Below are 19482 nucleotides of genomic sequence, written 5' to 3' on the forward strand. Positions count from 1 at the left end.
AATGGTCAATAATTCAAAGGGAGGGATAAACAATGCGAGGATTGAAACTGCTTGGAGAAGAGTTTGCTACGATTATAAAAAGCAAAAAAATCTTAATTCCAATAATTGCAGTCTTATTTATTCCAGTATTGTATGCTGGTATGTTCTTAGGTGCATTTTGGGATCCATATGAAAGATTAGACGATTTACCAGTTGCAGTTGTAAACCTTGATGAAGGAGCATTGTATAACGGGAAATCGATTGAAGCCGGTAAAGAACTTGTCGATAAGTTGAAAGATAAAAAAGGCTTCAAATGGGAGTTTGTCAGCGAGAAAACAGCTAAACAAGGAATGGACGATCGGAAATACTACATGACGGTCCGCATCCCAAGTAACTTCTCGAAAAATACAACAACACTGCTCGATGCAAACCCTAAAAAATCAAACCTAGAATACATTCCAAACGAAAGCTTAAACTTCTTATCCTCACAAATCGGTGGATCAGCCATTGAAAAAATTAAAAGCGAAGTATCAGCTACAGTAACAAAAACATATGCTGAGACAATGTTTAATTCATTGAAAGATGTGTCTAAGGGCTTTGCTGATGCGAGTGATGGAGCTGGTCAGCTTCATGATGGATCAGGGAAAATTACAAATGGTTTAGGTGAGTTATCTGGGAAGGCTAATGATGGATTGAATCAATTATCAGATGGTTCACAGAAAATTACAAATGGTTTAGGTGAGTTGAATAGTAAAGTAAGTGCAATGCCAGGTGGGGTGAATCAGTTATTAGGCGGTTCACAGAAAATTACAGCTGGCTTAGGTGAGTTAAATAGTAAAGTAAGCGTAATGCCAGGTGGAGTGAATCAGTTATTAGGCGGTTCACAGCAAATCACAAATGGCTTAGGTGAGTTAAATAGTAAAGTAAGTGGCATGCCAGGTGGGGTGAATCAGTTATTAGGTGGTTCACAACAAATTACAGGTGGCCTAAATGAACTAATTAATCCTGAAGGGAAATTGCAACCAAATTTAGGTCGGTTATTAGGTGGTTCACAACAAATTACAGGTGGCCTAAATGAACTAATTAATCCTGAAGGGAAATTGCAACCAAATTTAGGTCGGTTATTAGGTGGTTCGCAACAAATTACAGGTGGCCTAAATGAACTAATTAATCCTGAAGGGAAATTGCAACCAAATTTAGGTCGGTTATTAGGTGGTTCGCAACAAATTACAAATGGATTAACGGATGCTCAAAAAGGTGCACAAAGGGTAAGCTCAGGAGCTTCTGAACTTTCACAAGGAGTATCTGAATGGAAGAAAAAGGCTGAAGGGTTAAGTGGTTTTGCAAATAAAACAGCAGGAGATGCTAAGACGGTCACAGCTAATTTAGGAGATTTAAATGAAAAGATTAAAGCTTTACCAGAAGAATATAGAAAACAGTTAGAGCCTGCTATCCAAGAGGCAATGGCCAATAGTCAAAAAGTTTCACAAGAAACAACAGGAGTTGCACAAGGCGTACAAGGATTAGCTGGAGAAGAAGGTGCTGGGAAAATTGAAGCCGGTGCAATGGACCTCGCAAATGGAGCAGATAGATTAGACAAAGAAGGAATAAGTCCATTAGCAGAAGGATCAAGAAGAATCACAGGCGGTCTAGGCCAGTTAGTAGATTCAAAAGGTGAATTCCAAACTGGCTTAAATAAATTGGCAAAAGGCTCAGAAGAAATCACAGGCGGTCTAGGCCAGTTAGTAGATTCAAAAGGTGAATTCCAAACTGGCTTAAATAAATTGGCAAGAGGCTCAGGAGAAATCACAGGCGGTCTAGGCCAGTTAGTAGATTCAAAAGGCGAATTCCAAACTGGCTTAAATAAATTGGCAAAAGGCTCAGGAGAAATCACAGGTGGTTTAAATACCTTAGCGGGTAGTGCCGGCCCATTAGCAAATGGAGAAGTGCTTTATATGACGGCTCAGGAAAAATCACAGGTGGTTTAAATACCTTAGCGGGTAGTGCCGGCCCATTAGCAAATGGAGTAAGTGCTTTATATGACGGCTCAGGAAAAATCACAGGTGGTTTAAATACCTTAGCAGGTAGTGCCGGCCCATTAGCAAACGGAGTAAGTGCTTTATATGACGGCTCAGGAAAAATTACAGGCGGACTAGGACAATTCGTAGATCCAAAAGGAGATTTCCAAAATGGGCTAACTAGTTTAAAAGACGGTTCTGGAAAAATCACAGACGGTTCAAAAGAACTAACAACAAAACTCGGTGAAGGTGCTGAGAAAACAAGCGAAACAAAAGGCGACGAGAAAAAATATGACATGTTCGCAAGTCCAGTGAATGTGAAAACTGAGAAAATGGCAGAAGTTCCAAACTACGGAACAGGCTTTACACCGTACTTCTTATCTCTTGGTTTATTCGTTGGGGCACTGTTATTATCTATCGTGTTCCCGTTACGCGAAACAGTTGGTATACCGAAATCAGGATTTAGCTGGTTTATAAGTAAGTTTGGTGTGCTATTTGCAGTTGGTGTAATTCAAGCACTTGTGGCAGACGCAGTATTACTGTCCTCTTGGTTAGGTGTTCATGTACAAAGTGTTCCGTATTTCATATTGTTTAGTATTATTACAAGCTTATCATTTATCGCGTTAGTTCAATTTTTAGTAACGACTTTCGGCGATGCAGGACGTTTTATTGCGATCTTGACATTGATTTTACAGTTAACAACAAGTGCGGGTACATTCCCACTTGAGTTAATTCCGGAATGGCTGCAAGTATGTAACGCATGGTTCCCGATGACATATTCTGTATCAGGACTTAAAGCAGTTGTTTCAAGTGGAGACTTCGGCTTTATGTGGCAAAACGCAGGTATTTTAATGATCTTTATTGTTCTGTTATCACTTGGAACAATTGGTACATTAACTTGGATGCATAAGCGTCAATATGGGAAGTTTACGGAAACGGAATAATTGAAAAATCCTAAAGGCTAGATGCCTTTAGGATTTTTTTATGTTATAGAGAGTGGTTTTAATTATGAACAGTTTCTGATTCTAAGTTCAGTTTATGTTCTTTAAAAATTTGCTTTGCTACAAAGATTGCGTTAAGGACTCGTGGAAAGCCAGTGTAAGGGGTGCAGTGCATGATTGCTTCTACAATCTCATTTGGCGAAAGGCCAACATGAAGTGCTGCGTTAATGTGGACAGTGAGTTGTGGTTCACAGCCACCTTGCGTAGTTAGTGATGCAATTGTAACCAATTGACGTTGTTTTAAGTCAAGTTCTTTTCGAGAATAGATATCACCAAAAGCAAATTCAACAACATATTTGCCGAGATCAGGAGCAATATCTTTTAGTGAATCTATGACACGTTGTCCACTTTCTCCATCTACTTCCAAAAGTTTTTGCCAACCGCGTTCATAACGTTCAGTATTCATTTCATTTACCTCCTAAGAATTTATTAATTCCAACTTTTAATGATTTATTACGCATATGTTGTGTATTCCTAATTGATGGATCGCTAACTCTCGATTACATGCTACACCTTAGAGTACACTCTAAAGCAACCCCTTTTTTGTGTTATAATGAATTTTATGGAAAAAGTATTTACTATTAAACAAATTTCAAAGATGACTGGACTTAGTGTGCATACTTTGCGTTACTACGAAAAAGTCGGATTGCTTACTGAGGTAAAACGAGATATAAACGGTTATCGTCAGTATTCTGAATCTGATATTTCCTGGATCAATTTCTTAATCCGTTTAAGGATAACAGGAATGTCAGTTACAGATATGAAACGATTTTCAAATCTAAGAAGTCAAGGTGAATCTACAATAAGTGCCAGACGAGAATTGTTAGAAATACATCAAAATAAAGTCCTTAAAGAAATTAAAAAGTTGAAGGACAACTTGGAAGAAATTGATGGAAAGATTGATTACTATAAGAGGATGGAGGGACATAGGAAATAAATTTTTACAAACATAGAAGTAAAATAAAAAACGTTATCCTTTCGTCTTGAAATTTTTCGGGAAAGTAGCATTTTTTTGTTTTTGAAGATTAGCTAGGTAGGCACTCACAAGGATGTTTTTAATTGAATTTCATATTGTTTAAGTTTCGTTAGAATAGTTTGGATTTCAAATAGTTATAAAAAAATTATCATTCAAATTCTTTTTATGAAGCACTGTTTGATATGAGAGTTGGCATTAAGATGACGTTGCTAGAAACATCTAGTAATCTTATATGGGATAATCTGATTTCAAGTGAGATAAGTATAATGATCCATTAACAATACAAAAACCTAAAGGGGAGCCCTTTAGGTTTTCTATCTATATTACGCTACTTTTTTCCTTTTACGAAAACGATGTACGCCGTAACTAACAAGGATAATTGTAAAAATGAGCCAAGCAAATGGTGCATATTTTTCGGCGAGTGTTTTCATTTTCATATTTTTTGTGATTTCTTCTTTTGTTTTTCCTACTATAATTTCAGAACCACTATACCCTTCAAGTGTGTTTCCTTTTTTAACACCAAAAATGAAAGCTTCTGTGTTATTTTCGATTCCGTGATAGCGATAACCTTTACTACGTATCGTTAATTGTGTATCGTCTTTTTTTAATGTGTATTCCTCAGTCGTCGTAACGTCTTTTGAAGAAAGTGGAATTGGCTCGATTGCCAACCGAACTTCTTTTTCGTTTAGAGTAGGTAGTGACTCACCATTTACAGAAAGGTGCGCAGGAATATGTTTTTCTGTATCTGTAGTTTTCCAACTTGCTTTTTTTCTTCGATATGACTTTTTTTCGAGTAAGGCAAATTCTTTATTTACCAATGTTTCATCTTTTACTGGTTGTTCGGCCGTTATGTTCCCTTTTAATAGGATTACACCGTCTTTCGCTGTTTGAAAAGAGGTTACTTCTTTTGTTTCTTTTAGCTTGTTTACAGCGTCGTTATAATGTTCCTTTCCAAAAAGCGAAGTGATTGTTTGTACAGTTAGGACGATGTATAAGATTACTAGTACGATGATGCCCTTTTTCACGATTGTTCCCCCTGAATAGTAATGTGAATGTTCACTATAACTAGTATTTTACAGAAAAACATATATTAGGAACAATTCCTTATTATTACATTAACCTTACAAAAATGTAAGGTTGGTTTTTTGTTTTATGAGAATACAATTACTTTTGATTTTCAAAGTATATAAATACATAATGATGGAGAACAGGTATTTACCAGTCGCATTTTCCCAAGAACCGACAGCAAAGAAATTTATTTTTTTGCGGGAGAAGGAAATGTATTCGTACAAGCAACGAAATGGGATTATAAATAAGGAGGAGCTGGAATATATGAAGAACTTATACGCAATCGGGGAAGTTTTAATTGATTTCATTCCTATTCAAAAAGGAAAATCGTTAAAAGATGTAGTGGAATTTCAACGCGTTCCTGGAGGGGCGCCTGCGAATGTAGCAGCCGCAGTTGCAAAGTACGGAGGAAAGTCCTATATGCTTACAAAGCTCGGCACTGATGCATTTGGAGATTTCCTTTTAGAACAATTGCAAGAAGTAGGTGTAAATACAGACAAGGTTACAAGAACGAACGAAGCCAATACAGGCCTTGCTTTCGTTTCATTACGTGAAGATGGTGAACGTGATTTTTCTTTTTATCGTAATCCCTCTGCAGATTTGTTGTTTCATGAAAATGAAATAGATGAAAGTTGGTTTGAAAAAGGTGATATTCTTCATTTTTGTTCTGTCGATTTAGTAGAAAGCCCGATGAAATATGCGCATGTGAAGGCGATTCGCTCTGTGAAAGAAAATAGAGGGATTATCAGCTTTGATCCTAACGTACGTCTACCACTTTGGAAATATGCGGAAGAGTGTAGAAAAACGATTTTGGAATTTATTCCGCTTGCACATATCGTTAAAATTTCAGATGAAGAGCTAGAGTTTATTACAGGCATTTCTGATCAAAAAGAGGCGATTGCGTCCTTGTTTGTAGGGGATGTACAAGTTGTCGTGTATACAAAAGGGGCGCAAGGTGCGGAACTATATATGAAGGATAAACAGTATCAATCAACTGGATATCGTGTTGTAGTGCAGGACACAACAGGTGCAGGCGACGCATTTATTGGTGGTTTCTTGTATAAATTGTTAGAGAAAAACGTGAGTCAACAAAATATAGAAGAAGTGCTTCATATGAATTGGCAGGAGATATTAACATTTGCGAATGCAAGCGGTGCCCTTACGACGACAGGAAAAGGGGCAATATCTTCTATTCCTGTAAAAGAAGATATATATAAGTTGATTGAAGGTTGACATATTTATATACAAGTATGATGGGGAGACGAGAGCAGCTGACCGCGCATAGAAACGGTTAGGGACTTTTCCTACCACATGCAATGTTTAAAATAAATAGAAGGAAGAAACAATCGTCAGCAAATACGATTGTTTCTTCTTTTTTTATTTATGCAACCTTACAGAAGTGTAATCTTTATGTAAGGTTATAAGATAGTTGATTCATTGTTTCAATGTAATAATAAGAATATAAGAATTGATAATAAATTTGAAGAGAGAGAGAGAGTGCTAACAATGATTGTAACAACAACTTCTGCTATTCAAGGAAAAGAAATTATTGAGTATATTGATATCGTAAACGGTGAAGCAATTATGGGGGCAAATATTGTACGCGATTTATTTGCTTCTGTGCGTGACGTTGTCGGTGGCCGTGCTGGCGCATATGAAAGTAAGTTAAAAGAAGCACGTGATATTGCGATGGAAGAAATGAAAAGTCTTGCGAAGCAAAAAGGTGCAAATGCAATTGTTGGTATCGATGTAGATTACGAGGTTGTTCGTGATGGAATGCTAATGGTTGCTGTAAGTGGCACAGCTGTACGTGTGTAAATATATATTATTAAAAATCAAATAAAGGGCAGTACTAAAAAATCGGAATATATACGTTAATGAAAATGTGTTTTCTGCATGTTAGTAGGACCCCAGAATGAGGGAGAAAATATTGAAAAAGCGAAATATTTTTATTGGAGCTGCAATGAGCGGTATGCTTTTATTATCAGCATGTGGTAATTCGGAAAATATTGCTACATCAAAATCAGGAAATTTAACAAAAGAAGAGTTTAATAAAGAATTAAAAGAAAAAGCTGGAAAAACTATTTTACAGCAAGCAATGTTGGAGAAAATTTTACTTGATAAATATAAGGTTTCCGATGATGAAGCAAAGAAAAAAGTTGAAGAAGTAAAAAAACAAATGGGCGACAAATTTAACGCTTATTTAACACAAATGGGTGTTAAAAGTGAAAAAGAGCTTAAAGATAAAATGAAAGTACAACTAGCTTTTGAAAAAGGTATTAAATCATCAGTTACAGAAAAAGAGATAAAGGATTATTATAAGCCAAAACTGAAAGCTAGTCATATTCTAGTGAAAGATGAAAAAACAGCAAAAGAAATCAAAGAAAAATTGAATAATGGAGAGGATTTTGCTGCGCTAGCAAAACAATATTCGGAAGATCCTGGTTCAAAAGAAAAAGGTGGAGAATTACCAGAGTTTGGTCCAGGTCAAATGGATCCGAAATTTGAGGAAGCTGCTTATAAATTAGAAACGGGGCAGGTAAGTGATCCAGTAAAATCATCTTTTGGCTATCACATTATTAAATTAACAGAGAAAAAAGAATTGAAACCTTTTGATCAGGAAAAAGAAAATATTCGTAAAGAGTTAGAAAATAGACGTTTAAAAGATCAACAATGGCAACAACAATTTTATAAAGACTTATTGAAACAAGCAGATATAAAAGTAACGGATGATGATTTAAAGGATACATTTAAAGGTTTTTAAAAATCATGGACAGTAACGAAGGAAAATGAATAACTTTTAACGATATATAAATGAAAAAGCGGATGCAAGTTATGTTGTATTCTGCATAGTAGCAACTTATATGTCGAAGAATTAAAATGTATATATGGGTCATCTTTCTGTACAGATCATGTGGAAAGATGACCCGTTTTACGTTTAAGCTTAATGTCTCTCTATAATGATACTTTTCTTGATTTTTCATATTTACAATATCGATATAGTAATTTCTTATTAAGGTGTATTGCAGTTTCCAATTATATACTATATAATTCTAGTTAAGAAAACGTTTTCATTCAAAAGGGGGAGGATTTCGTGTCGACGATCGAGGACGTAGCGAAATTAGCGGGGTTATCAAGAACAACGGTTTCTCGGGTGATTAATAATCATCCGTATGTATCAGATGAAAAGAAAAAGAGAGTACAATTAGCGATGAAGCATCTTGGATTTGTTCCGAATTCTGCGGCGAGAAGACTGCGCAAGCAAAAGACGGAAACTATTGCAGTGTTGGTTCCGCGCATCACAAATCCTTTTTTCAGTAAATTTATTGAGGCGATTGAAATTGTAGCTTCAGATCATAAATATAAACTGATTATTTGTCAAACAAGATATTTACCAGAAAAAGAGATGGAGTACTTACAGCTACTATCTACGAAACAAGTAGATGGAATTATTTTATGTTCACTTGAAAATGCTTGGGAGGATGTTGAGCCGTATTTACAGCATGGACCGATTGTTTTATGCAATGAATATATTGATGAAGCGAATATTCCAACTGTAAACTTTGATCATGCACAGGGAGCATACATAGCAGCGAAGCATGTATTAGATCAAGGATATCGTCATCTTATTTTTTGCCGTGGCAGAGAGTCAAAGGTAATTAACCAACAGAGAAAAATGGGCTTTTTGCGTGCTGTAACAGAAGCGAGCAAACAAGTGGAGTCAATTGATTTTGTTGAAAGCGCTTACTCCATTGAGGATGGAAAAAATATATTTTATGAGTTTTTGCAAGACAAAAAAAATCCTACCGCTATTTTGGCAGGGGGGGATGAAGTCGCAGCAGGAATCATCGCAGAAGCAAGCAAACAAGGCTGGAGCATTCCAGATGATTTAGCTGTAGTTGGTTTTAATAATCAGTTCTTATCACAAATTACAGACTCAGGTATTACAACAATTGATCAGCCAATTGATGAAATGGCGCGTAAAGTTGTGGAACTGATGATGGATAAAATTCATACGAAAAATTATCGAAATAAAGAAGTGTACGAGTTTGAACTGGAGCTCTTGGTGAAAGGTTCAACGGTGAAAAGTACAATGATGCTAGCCTAGTAGATGATATCTGCTAGGTTTTTTCATGTTTACAATCTATTATTCTTTGTGCGTACAATCTTCACATTTATTGTGGTAAGCCTCGTGCTGCTCATCAATTTCTCTTCCGCAATTGGCACAAGTTTTTGCCGGTAAATTTCTAAAAAACTCCATCGGTTGATCTAACATGTAAATCCCTCCATTTCCATTTCTTACTAACATTGTATTAGTACAAATAACGAAAGTCAACAACTGTTTTATAACAAAATTGAAAATAATGAAAATGTGTAGAAAATCCATTATAGTTAAGAATGTATAAGAAAAAGTGAAACAGAAAGGATGAACGCATATGAAAATGACGGTTGTCGGATTTTGGGGCGGTTTTCCAGAGGTAGGAGAAGCAACGTCTGGATATTTATTTGAACATGATGGCTTTCGTTTACTTGTCGACTGTGGCAGCGGTGTACTAGCACAGCTTCAAAAATACATAACTCCTTCTGATATAGATGCTGTTCTGTTATCGCATTATCATCACGATCATGTTGCTGATATTGGGGTACTTCAGTATGCACGTTTAATTGCAAGCTTGATAAATGGTGGATTACCAGAACTGCCGATTTATGGACATACCTTTGATGAAAAGGGATTTGCTTCGTTAACACATATACCGTATACAAAAGGGGTTCCTTACAACCCAGGGGACACATTAGAAATTGGTCCATTCTCCATTTCCTTCTTACAAACAGTGCATCCTGTTATATGTTTTGCAATGCGTATTACAGCAGGTGGGAAAACTGTTGTATATACAGCAGATTCTAGTTACATGCCAAAGTTTGTTTCATTTGCGCAAAATGCAGATGTATTGATTTGTGAATGTAATATGTATGCGCATCAAGATGGATCAAAAGCTGGGCATATGAATAGTACAGAAGCAGGCGAAATTGCAAAACAGGCAAATGTAGGAGAACTACTTTTAACTCATTTGCCGCATGCTGGCGAGTTATCCGATTTAGTAACGGAAGCAAAACAAATTTTTAACGGCCGCATCGCACTTGCACATAGCGGTTACGTTTGGGAATCTTGAGGTGAAACGATGCTATTTATTGATAATAAAGGAATTACAGATCCAACGATTAACTTAGCGATTGAAGAATATTGTGTGAAAAACTTAGATATTAATGAAACATATTTACTGTTTTACATTAATAAACCATCTATTATTATCGGGAAGAATCAAAACACAGTGGAAGAAATTAATGCGGATTACGTACGTGAAAAAGGAATCCAAGTTGTAAGACGTCTTTCTGGCGGCGGCGCTGTGTATCATGATTTAGGAAACTTAAACTTTAGCTTTATCACGAAAGATGACGGAGATAGTTTTCATAACTTTAAGAAGTTTACAGAGCCGGTGACAGTCGCACTTGGAAAATTGGGAATTAACGCCGAACTAAGCGGCCGTAATGATATTTTAGCAGAAGGAAGAAAAATTTCTGGTAATGCTCAATTTTCGACTAAAGGGCGGATGTTTAGTCACGGTACGTTACTATTTGATTCCGAAATTGACCATGTTGTTTCGGCGTTAAATGTAAAGCTGGATAAAATTCAATCAAAAGGTATTAAATCGATTCGTAGCCGCGTTGCAAATATTGCGGAATTTTTAAGTGAAATAATTACAATTGACGAATTTAAACAGCTACTTTTAGAAAATATTTTTGAAGGAGAAAATGAAATTCCAACATACGAATTAACGGAAAAAGATTGGGAAGAAATTTATAAAATCTCAGAAGAACGTTATCGAAATTGGGATTGGAACTACGGGAAATCTCCAAAATTTAACTTACAGCAATCACACCGTTTCCCAGTTGGACAAGTAGATGTTCGGTTAGAAGTACAAAAAGGCGTAGTCTCAGAATGCAAGATTTACGGGGACTTTTTCGGTGCTCTCGATGTACGTGATATCGAAGAGCGCTTAAGTGGTACGGTATTTGATAAAGAAGCATTTGCAGAAGTGTTAGCTGATGTAGAAGTGCCGCGTTATTTTGGCAATATAACAAAAAAAGATTTCTTATCGTTATTCTTTTAGTTGCATGAAAAACAACCATATCTTACATGTGGTTGTTTTTTATATATGTTTTATAAAATGTAACTTGCACCAATAATTTTCTTTTAATATAATGTATTTAGAATTTTTATAATTTTATAAAAGGTGGGGGTTTTTGTGAATCTCGTTCAAAGATTAGCCGAAACGGTGAAAAAGAAAGGGGACAAGCCGGCTTACATTTTTCAGGATCAGTCGGTATCTTATGACCAATTTAATGGATTAGTCACAAAGTTTTCAAGTAGTTTAGCAAAAATGGGCATTGGAAAAGGGGACAATGTTGCGTTAATTGTCGGGAATTCGCCGCACTTTTTGATCGGTTTATACGGCGCGATGCGTGCCGGAGCAACAGTTATTCCAGTCAATCCGATTTATACACCAGATGAACTATATTACATTTTACAAAATGGAGACGTTAAAGCAATCATCACACTAGACATCCTTCTACCAGTTATGCAATCACTTACATCTAGACTTCCTTCTATCGAAAATATCATCATTTGTGAAACCACAGCAGATTCAACCTATGAAGAAACCGAAAATTTGAAAACGTTTACGACGTTAGTAGCGAGAGGGGACATCGCTTTTCAAGGTCCAGAAATACAAGAAGAAGACATTGCCGTTATTTTATATACATCAGGAACGACAGGAAAGCCAAAAGGGGCGATGTTAACGCACAAAAATTTATATAGTAATGCAAGCGATGTTGCTTCGTATTTACAATACTCAGAGCATGACCGTGTTATTGCGGCGCTGCCGATGTTCCATGTCTTTTGTTTAACAGTTGCAGTCAATGCACCAATTGTAAACGGCGCTACGATTTTAATGTTGCCGAAGTTTAGTCCGAAAGAAGTATTTCGCATTTGTCGTACATATGAGGCTACAATATTTGCCGGTGTACCGACAATGTATAATTATTTATATTTATATGAAGAAGCAAGTGCTGAGGATGTTCATACACTCCGTTTCTGTATTTCTGGCGGTGCGTCTATGCCTGTTGCTCTTCTTAAAAACTTTGAAAAACGATTCGACGTGATTGTCTCAGAAGGGTATGGCTTATCAGAAGCATCACCTGTAACATGTTTTAATCCAATTGATCGTCCGCGTAAACCAGGTTCAATCGGAACGAACGTTCAAAATGTGGAAAATAAAGTTGTCAATGAAATGGGTGAGGAAGTACCAGTTGGTGAAGTAGGAGAATTAATCGTTCAAGGTCCGAATGTAATGAAAGGCTATTATAAAGCGCCAGAAGATACAGCAGCAACACTTAAGGGTGGCTGGCTTTACACAGGTGACTTAGCAAAAATGGATGAAGAAGGTTATTTTTACATTGTAGACCGTAAAAAAGACATCGTCCTTGTTGGCGGTTATAACGTGTATCCGCGCGAAGTAGAAGAAGTGTTATATATGCATGAAGCGATTGCGGAAGTAGTTGTAATCGGCGTTCCAGATGAAAATTTAGGCGAAGCGGTGAAAGCATATGTCGTGCCGAAAACACCAAATGTGACAGTGGAAGAACTGATGGCGTACTGCGCGCTTCACATGGCGAAATATAAAATACCAAGCAGCATTGAGTTTTTAGAAGAACTTCCGAAAAATACGACAGGAAAGATTTTGCGGAGAGCATTGAAAGAGAAGGCAATGCAAGTATAGAAGAGGATATGGAGATAATTTATCCAGTAGATGGTCATTTCACCATATGATGGTCAAATTACACTCGAGATTAAAAATCCTTAAAAATAAAGAAGAGCACATATTAGTCAGTTATAATATGTGCTCTTCTTTTATTCAATGAAAGCGCCAGATTGATCCGGGAGGTATTTAGCAGGTAGTCTTTTCTGATGAAAGTGTATTCCAAATTCCGGATGAGAATGAAAAGTGGGCTAAATTAGCTAGTTTTGTCAGAGCTTCGTATTCATTTTCACTCACTTTGGAGGCCAATATAAAATGGCGACCACAATCGGGGATGGGGTTGTAGATGCTTTCCTAAATGTCTTCGGAACTAAAAATCTGAAGGTTGCAGACCTTTCGATTGCACCAATTTTACCAGACGGCAATAAGTCAATACCAGCCCAAATGATAGGGTTGGATGCAGTACGATTTATTCGTGAGGATACTTGCCCATATGTGGTGGACGATGATAGATTGGAAGATTTTGAAGGTGAAGATGATGAATGACAGGGGGAAGATATAGAAAACAGGGCCTCTCTGTTTTGGAAAAAACAACCTCTTTTTATTGATATAAAACCGAATGTAGAAATTGACACTGAATATTGCCTTCATTCTATTAAAAAGGCAGCCTGTTTAGTATCGTAATTGGAAATACATGAATATACTAAATGGTATTCAAATGAAAGTTTAAGTTAATACAAATTTAGAGTGTGATAAGGTGGTAGTAAATGAAACACATTTGGAATCAAGAAAACCATCTTCGATATCCGTTTCCACATAAAGCGAATAGCGTAAAGGGTTGTGAAATAGGACCGATAAGTGCAGAGAAGCGTAGCGATGAAGCACTAGATATTCGTTTGGCCGCGGCATTTTATCAAAAGAGTCTTCCTATTCCAAAGCAATTGTGTAATGGAGATGAAGAGCGTTTTCTAAACAAAATTGCTAATTATTCTAAGGCTTTACCGCATAATAACCTTGGAGAAGTTGATTTGTGCGCTTACCAAAAATTGATTGAAGCATTGAAAAGTGGAAAACCAAGTGCTTTTGAAAGTTTAATTTTAGGTGGGACTGTGAAACTAACGAATCCGCAGTCTGCTTATGCCTATGAGCTAGAAGGACCAGATAGCCATCATTTAAGTATAGCTGCTCCTCCGGCGTTTAGTAGTGCATGGGAAGCAAGTGAAATGGCTGAATTATATTGGCAAGCATTATTACGTGATGTACCTTTTACAGAATATGATACGAGTCCACTTGCTAATGCAGCTGCTTCTGATCTCTCAAGTTTTTCGGACTTTCGTGGCCCAAAAGCCGGGGGAGTTGTTACGACAGGGACCTTATTCCGCGGCGGTATACCTGGCAGTTTAATTGGTCCTTACATCTCGCAATTTATGTGGAAAGACGTACCTTTTGGAGCGACAGCGGTGGTTCAAAAATATCGCACTGCCTTGCCGAATAAAGACTATATGACTTCTTATAAAGAATGGTTGGATATTCAAAATGGTTCACCTGCGCAAAAAATGGTATTTGATACTACTTCACGATATATTCGTAATGGACGTGATTTAGGAGAATATGTGCATCAAGATTTTCCCTATCAAGCTTGTCTTTCTGCATGTTTGATTTTAATTGGTTTTGGAGAAGCGGCATTGTCGACAAGTAATCCGTATTTACATTCCAAAACGCAAAAGGGTTTTGCAACCTTTGGTGCTCCGCATATTTTAGATTTAGTAGGTAGAACAACAAAGGTAGCACTCGAAGCAGCTTGGTTTCAAAAGTTTTTAGTTCATCGCAGACTTCGCCCCGAAGAGTTTGGGGGCCGTGTTCAAAATCAGTTAACAGGCGCTGCTAAGTATCCAATTAACTCAGAACTATTAAACTCGCAGGCTGTTTCTCAAGTCTTTAGCCGATTTGGTACGTATTTGTTACCAATGGCTTACTCAGAAGGGTGTCCGACTCATCCAGCATATCCTTCTGGTCATGCTAGTTTTGTCGGTGCTGGCGTTACTGTATTGAAGGCCTTTTTTAATGAATCATTTATCATTCCGCAGCCGGTTGTAGCGGACACGAATGGTCTTTCTTTGCTTCCTTATTTTGGACAATCTTTGACAGTAGGAGATGAATTAAATAAACTTGCTTGTAATATTGGGATTGGCCGCGATATGGCAGGTGTTCACTGGCGTACTGATATAAGTGAGGGTATGAAGCTAGGAGAAGCAGTAGCAATTGGAGTTCTTCACGATTATAAAAAAACTTATAATGAAAATTTTAGCGGATTCACTTTTACAAAATTTGATGGTACTACTATAACAATTTAATAGAGTAGCAGAAATTGTTCAATATTTTTGCACTTCCTTTATGTAAAGAAGCTGTCCAATTAAAAGTTTGAGCAGTTTTTTTATTTATATGATTTTGAGATTGTAGTGTATTACGCTTACACTACTCCTTAGTGAGACAAAAATATAGTAATTTATGGTAAGATGGTAAAGGGTTTTGGTGTATTCTTTCGCATGACGCTGAATTTGAATTACAAATAATAATGCAGGGTGATCACGTGAAAATCAAATGGACAATAATCGGTATTATAATGTCGGTAATAGCAATCATACTAATTTTAGAAAATCGCAATACCTTTGAGGAAGAAGTGAAAAGTGCAGATCATAATGAAATTGTACAATTCATGGAGGACATGAAGAAAGGAAAAGAAGGGGAAATCACGGTAGCTCGTCAATATTATGGTGGAAAGTCTTCTTTAGCCAACGATGCATCTGAAGAATCAAAAGGCTGGCTCATTTATCATTTGAAATCCCGTTATGATGAAAAAACGAAAGCAAGTTGGATAGAAGTAACGCCTGATCTTAGCCGCTTCAAGCAGTCGAAGGATAAACCAATTGACATTATCACTTCACACCAGCAATGCGGCTACATAAAGTATAAGGAAGATCTAGAAAGAGGTACAGGACAGTACATGCTGACGGAATGTACTCATAAATGGGAATATGAGTTGCCATAAAAAAGATAGGGATAGTATTAATACTCCCGCTCCCTAGCACAAGATTCAAAGAAAGCTGAGGGGAATTTCACTTTATACATATATTGAATCAGCACACAAAAAAACGTCGCTTTTACGACGTTTTTTATTTGTATGTATGTCGTTTTATAAAAAAAACTACCGAACAAATAGTTGAAAGTCCTATTAATAAATCTAATAAGACGTCGATACCTAGGTGATTTTTACCGAGAATAACTTTAATAAATAACATTACGATACTACCTAATAGAAAATATATAACGAAACCTAGTTTGAAAGATATAGATTTAGGAATTATAACGACTCTATATAATACTTCACCGACTATACACCCTATTAATACGATGGGTGCTCCGTAAATTAGTAGCATTTTTGTAAGAGCAAAAATATTCTTCCAGTCTAATTGCGCTGGAGACGTAATGATTCCGAACAGATTCATTGAAATAATTAAGCTAATTAAAGAATAAAGGTAAGATACTGTAAATTTTTTAATGTCAATCTCCCCAATCATTCAACTCGTTTTTTTTACAGTAATTGTATCAAGAATGAGGTTTGTTGCAAAGTGTTCTCAATCAAATTAAACATTGGACAATATTCATAACTAAGAAGCTACTATTAGTAGTATTTATATGTAATGTCAAAACACATTTGTATTTTACGGAAAATTTAATATATTTTGTTTTATAATGGTAAATAAACTGGTTCGAGATTTGAAAAGAGGAAGGAGATCCTATGAACAAGTGGGTAGCTAATAGGTTTCGATTGATGTTAGTTTGCATAACGATCATTGTAGCATGTACGGTATCACAAGGAGCCCTATATTCAAGAGAGAAAATGCAGGAATGGATGAGGAGTAATCGAATCGTCGACATTGTAGAGGGATTTGCAGAAGAGTTGAGTGGTGAGGGGAAACGTTATAAAACTTATAGTGTGGGTGATGAAGCAAATGATCCCAGCAGACATGGTCGCTATTTTGAAGACGAAGTAGATCAAGAGGCAAAAGGTACGTTCACTCCTAACTTACAGCCAGGAACAACTTCTGACAAACTAAATATAATCATCTATATCTGTATAACAAGTATTATATTAATCACTATTTGGCGTATTTATCGATCTAAAAAAAACAAAAAGCAATTGCGACAAGACACAATAGATGAAAAGAAGCCCCTTCTTCAACCAGCTTTACTCCATTTTGCAGAGATAAAAAGTGATTTGTTACCTCATCATCCTATACGTGCTGAACTGGTGAAATGGGAACGACAGCTACCACAGGCTAAACAAAGACGTTCCTATGAAACGATTCAACAGTGGTTTACACGTATCGGTTGTTCCTATGAAATAGTAGGATTGTATGAAAAAATCCGTTATGGAGATTTTGCTTTTACTTCAGATGAAAGGCAATTTATACGTGATTGGGTTGAAAAACATACATAGTCCTATTTGTTTACGAATAGGACTATGTATGTTTTCATTTCTTTTTTTACGCTAACGGAGCAGTATACATAAATCCATTTTAATTTTTTGATATAAAAGTCGCTTCTATGCATGGCCGGATGCTCTCGTTCTCCCATAAAAAAGGGGTTTTGATTTTTATGATGAAATTAGTATATGTAATGAAATAGATGCTTAGGAGGAAACATACTTAATTATGATTAAAATCGTGGGACAAAAAGTTGTATTGAAAGAAGCAACTCATCGGGATCTTGATGAATTATACTATTGGAAATATGAAGAGAAGGAACAAGAAGCGAAAAAATGGAATGGCCCCTATATACCTGAACCTAAATTAACAAAAGAAGAATTTCTAAAAAGCTGGGAGAAAGACTCGCAAATTATTCTTAATGTGCCTAGTACACTAGTTATCTTTGCTCTAGATCAATTAATTGGGACAGTGGGTGCTTATTGGGTAGATAAAAATACGAATTGGTTAGAAACCGGTATCGTTATTTATGATAAAAATTACTGGAACGGTGGATATGGTATGGAAGCTTATAAACTTTGGATTGATTTCCTATTCAAGTCAACTGAATTGCATCGATTAGGGATGTCAACTTGGTCAGGAAATATAAGAATGATGAAAGTTGCAGAAAGATTGGGGATGAAAGAAGAAGCAAGAATAAGACAAGCAAGAATGGTGGATGGTACATATTTTGATGCAATTAAAATGGGGATTTTACGGAGAGAGTGGGAACAATCTGTAATTAGTTAGTTTTACTTTTTGTGTAAAAATCTCTAATTTCATAGTTGACATATCGGAATTATGTATTTAGAATAAAGAAAAATAATTGAAAAATGGAATAATAAAAGCTAATCAGAGAAACTGAAGGCGCACAACGTTCACTTTGTGAAACGTTTGTGTGCCTTTTTCTATTGTATAGAACAAGGGGGAGTTTTTAATGAAGCTGTGGGGGAAAACATCAATTAGAGCAAGTATTTTGTTGTCGGCGGTGCTTTTGTTTTCAGGGTGTGCATCGACGACATCTACTAGTAAGTCGGAATCAGCAAAGTCTATTGAACTTTTAAATGTATCGTACGACCCGACTCGGGAATTGTATCAAGATTTCAATAAGGACTTCGCTGCATATTGGAAAGAGAAAAGTGGTCAAAGCGTTACTGTGAAGCAATCTCACGGAGGATCAGGCAGTCAGGCGCGCTCGGTCATTGATGGGCTAGAAGCAGATGTTGTAACGCTTGCGTTAGCATACGATATTGACGCTATTAGTAAAAAGAAACTCTTACCGGAAGATTGGCAGAAACATTTGTCTAACAACTCGACTCCTTACACATCGACGATCGTATTTCTTGTGCGAAAAGGGAATCCGAAAAAGATTAGAGATTGGGATGATTTAACGAGAAAAGGTGTTTCTGTTATTACACCAAATCCGAAAACATCGGGAGGCGCACGCTGGAACTATTTAGGGGCATGGGGATACGCTTTGAAAGAAAATAATAATAGTGAAAACAAGGCAAAAGAATTTGTAAGTCAGCTATATAAAAATGTAGAAGTGCTGGACTCAGGAGCACGCGGGGCAACGACTACGTTTGTAGAGAAAGGGATTGGGGATGTTCTCATTGCCTGGGAAAATGAGGCGTTATTATCACAAAAAGAGCTAGGGAAAGACAAGTTTGAAATTGTGACACCATCAATTAGTATTCTTGCGGAGCCTCCAGTATCTGTCGTGGATAAAGTCGTCGATAAAAAGGGAACGCGTAAAGTAGCTGAGGCATACCTTGAGTATTTATATACAGAGAAAGGGCAGGAAATTGCGGCGAAAAACTTTTATCGCCCTCGCGATCAAAAGGTAGCTGAAAAATATGCATCGCAGTTCCCGAAAGTACAATTGTTTACAGTTGATGAAGTGTTTGGCGGGTGGAAAAAAGCGCAAGAGACGCATTTTAATGATGGTGGAATCTTTGATAAAATCTACCAAAAATAATCGAAGTATATTCATTCTAACTTTTCGACATCTCTTAGGCCCCTATGTCTAAGAATATTTTCTTTGTAAGTTGCTTCTATGCATGGCCAGATGCTCTCGCCAGGGGTATGTCGATTTTT

General features: G+C 36.6%; 17 protein-coding genes and 2 pseudogenes. 16 read left to right on the plus strand and 3 right to left on the minus strand.

What is annotated here, in order from left to right; all coding sequences use genetic code 11:
• The first annotated feature begins 32 nt into the window (after window positions 1–32).
• Window positions 33–2941 (plus strand): annotated as a pseudogene (locus tag BM211_RS04945) (YhgE/Pip family protein).
• A 58-nt stretch (window positions 2942–2999) separates the two neighbouring features.
• On the opposite strand, the gene BM211_RS04950 reads toward BM211_RS04945, so the two are convergent.
• Window positions 3000–3404: a carboxymuconolactone decarboxylase family protein gene (locus tag BM211_RS04950; RefSeq protein WP_090995433.1), complete on the minus strand. Its 405-nt coding sequence runs from the start codon at window positions 3402–3404 to the stop codon at window positions 3000–3002.
• Window positions 3405–3560: 156 nt separating this feature from the next.
• Here BM211_RS04950 and BM211_RS04955 point away from each other — a divergent pair, with 156 nt between their 5' ends.
• Entirely contained in the window at window positions 3561–3935 is a 375-nt protein-coding gene (locus BM211_RS04955) for a MerR family transcriptional regulator (RefSeq protein WP_256216847.1), read from the plus strand.
• Window positions 3936–4297: 362 nt separating this feature from the next.
• Here the strand turns inward: BM211_RS04955 and BM211_RS04960 are convergent, their stop codons facing one another.
• Window positions 4298–4999, minus strand: a complete 702-nt coding sequence (locus BM211_RS04960) for a hypothetical protein (RefSeq protein ID WP_090995438.1) — start codon at window positions 4997–4999, stop codon at window positions 4298–4300.
• A gap of 171 nt (window positions 5000–5170) precedes the next feature.
• Between BM211_RS04960 and BM211_RS26340 the strand changes: the two are divergent.
• The 5 genes and pseudogenes from BM211_RS26340 to BM211_RS04980 all read left to right on the plus strand — a co-directional run.
• A pseudogene (locus BM211_RS26340) lies at window positions 5171–5290 on the plus strand (GH32 C-terminal domain-containing protein); the annotation flags it as partial.
• Window positions 5291–5306: 16 nt separating this feature from the next.
• The gene (locus BM211_RS04965; RefSeq protein ID WP_035437424.1) at window positions 5307–6275 is read left to right on the plus strand and encodes a carbohydrate kinase family protein; all 969 of its coding nucleotides are present in this window, start codon (window positions 5307–5309) and stop codon (window positions 6273–6275) included.
• A gap of 273 nt (window positions 6276–6548) precedes the next feature.
• Window positions 6549–6860, plus strand: coding sequence for a heavy metal-binding domain-containing protein (locus tag BM211_RS04970; protein ID WP_035437600.1), 312 nt, complete (start codon window positions 6549–6551; stop codon window positions 6858–6860).
• Window positions 6861–6972: 112 nt separating this feature from the next.
• Window positions 6973–7806 (plus strand): peptidylprolyl isomerase, encoded by an 834-nt coding sequence (locus BM211_RS04975; protein ID WP_090995440.1) that lies wholly within the window; start codon window positions 6973–6975, stop codon window positions 7804–7806.
• Window positions 7807–8136: 330 nt separating this feature from the next.
• Window positions 8137–9150, plus strand: coding sequence for a LacI family DNA-binding transcriptional regulator (locus BM211_RS04980; RefSeq protein ID WP_035437420.1), 1014 nt, complete (start codon window positions 8137–8139; stop codon window positions 9148–9150).
• A 39-nt stretch (window positions 9151–9189) separates the two neighbouring features.
• Here the strand turns inward: BM211_RS04980 and yhfH are convergent, their stop codons facing one another.
• Window positions 9190–9318: a protein YhfH gene (yhfH, locus tag BM211_RS04985; protein WP_090995442.1), complete on the minus strand. Its 129-nt coding sequence runs from the start codon at window positions 9316–9318 to the stop codon at window positions 9190–9192.
• A 160-nt stretch (window positions 9319–9478) separates the two neighbouring features.
• Between yhfH and BM211_RS04990 the strand changes: the two genes are divergently transcribed.
• The 9 genes from BM211_RS04990 to BM211_RS05035 all read left to right on the plus strand — a co-directional run bounded on the left by BM211_RS04990 (window position 9479) and on the right by BM211_RS05035 (window position 19363).
• Window positions 9479–10213 carry an MBL fold metallo-hydrolase gene (locus tag BM211_RS04990; RefSeq protein ID WP_090995445.1) on the plus strand — a complete coding sequence of 245 codons (735 nt, stop codon included), beginning with the start codon at window positions 9479–9481 and terminating at the stop codon, window positions 10211–10213.
• A 9-nt stretch (window positions 10214–10222) separates the two neighbouring features.
• Window positions 10223–11212, plus strand: a complete 990-nt coding sequence (locus tag BM211_RS04995; protein ID WP_090995447.1) for a lipoate--protein ligase — start codon at window positions 10223–10225, stop codon at window positions 11210–11212.
• A 135-nt stretch (window positions 11213–11347) separates the two neighbouring features.
• The gene (locus tag BM211_RS05000; protein WP_090995450.1) at window positions 11348–12880 is read left to right on the plus strand and encodes a fatty acid--CoA ligase family protein; all 1533 of its coding nucleotides are present in this window, start codon (window positions 11348–11350) and stop codon (window positions 12878–12880) included.
• Between the two features lie 294 nt (window positions 12881–13174).
• Window positions 13175–13405 carry a GMC oxidoreductase gene (locus BM211_RS27455; protein ID WP_035437409.1) on the plus strand — a complete coding sequence of 77 codons (231 nt, stop codon included), beginning with the start codon at window positions 13175–13177 and terminating at the stop codon, window positions 13403–13405.
• Window positions 13406–13626: 221 nt separating this feature from the next.
• Complete coding sequence (locus BM211_RS05010; protein ID WP_081904974.1) at window positions 13627–15213, plus strand: vanadium-dependent haloperoxidase; 1587 nt, start codon at window positions 13627–13629, stop codon at window positions 15211–15213.
• Window positions 15214–15449: 236 nt separating this feature from the next.
• Entirely contained in the window at window positions 15450–15908 is a 459-nt protein-coding gene (locus tag BM211_RS05015; protein ID WP_051957399.1) for a hypothetical protein, read from the plus strand.
• A gap of 750 nt (window positions 15909–16658) precedes the next feature.
• Entirely contained in the window at window positions 16659–17360 is a 702-nt protein-coding gene (locus BM211_RS05025; RefSeq protein WP_035437404.1) for a hypothetical protein, read from the plus strand.
• 214 nt (window positions 17361–17574) lie between these two features.
• Complete coding sequence (locus BM211_RS05030; RefSeq protein ID WP_090995455.1) at window positions 17575–18135, plus strand: GNAT family N-acetyltransferase; 561 nt, start codon at window positions 17575–17577, stop codon at window positions 18133–18135.
• 187 nt (window positions 18136–18322) lie between these two features.
• On the plus strand, window positions 18323–19363 hold the full coding sequence (locus BM211_RS05035) for a sulfate ABC transporter substrate-binding protein (RefSeq protein ID WP_090995458.1): 1041 nt from the start codon (window positions 18323–18325) through the stop codon (window positions 19361–19363).
• Window positions 19364–19482: the final 119 nt, after the last annotated feature.

The organism is Bacillus sp. 491mf, assembly GCF_900112415.1.
Lineage (GTDB): Bacteria > Bacillota > Bacilli > Bacillales > Bacillaceae_G > Bacillus_A.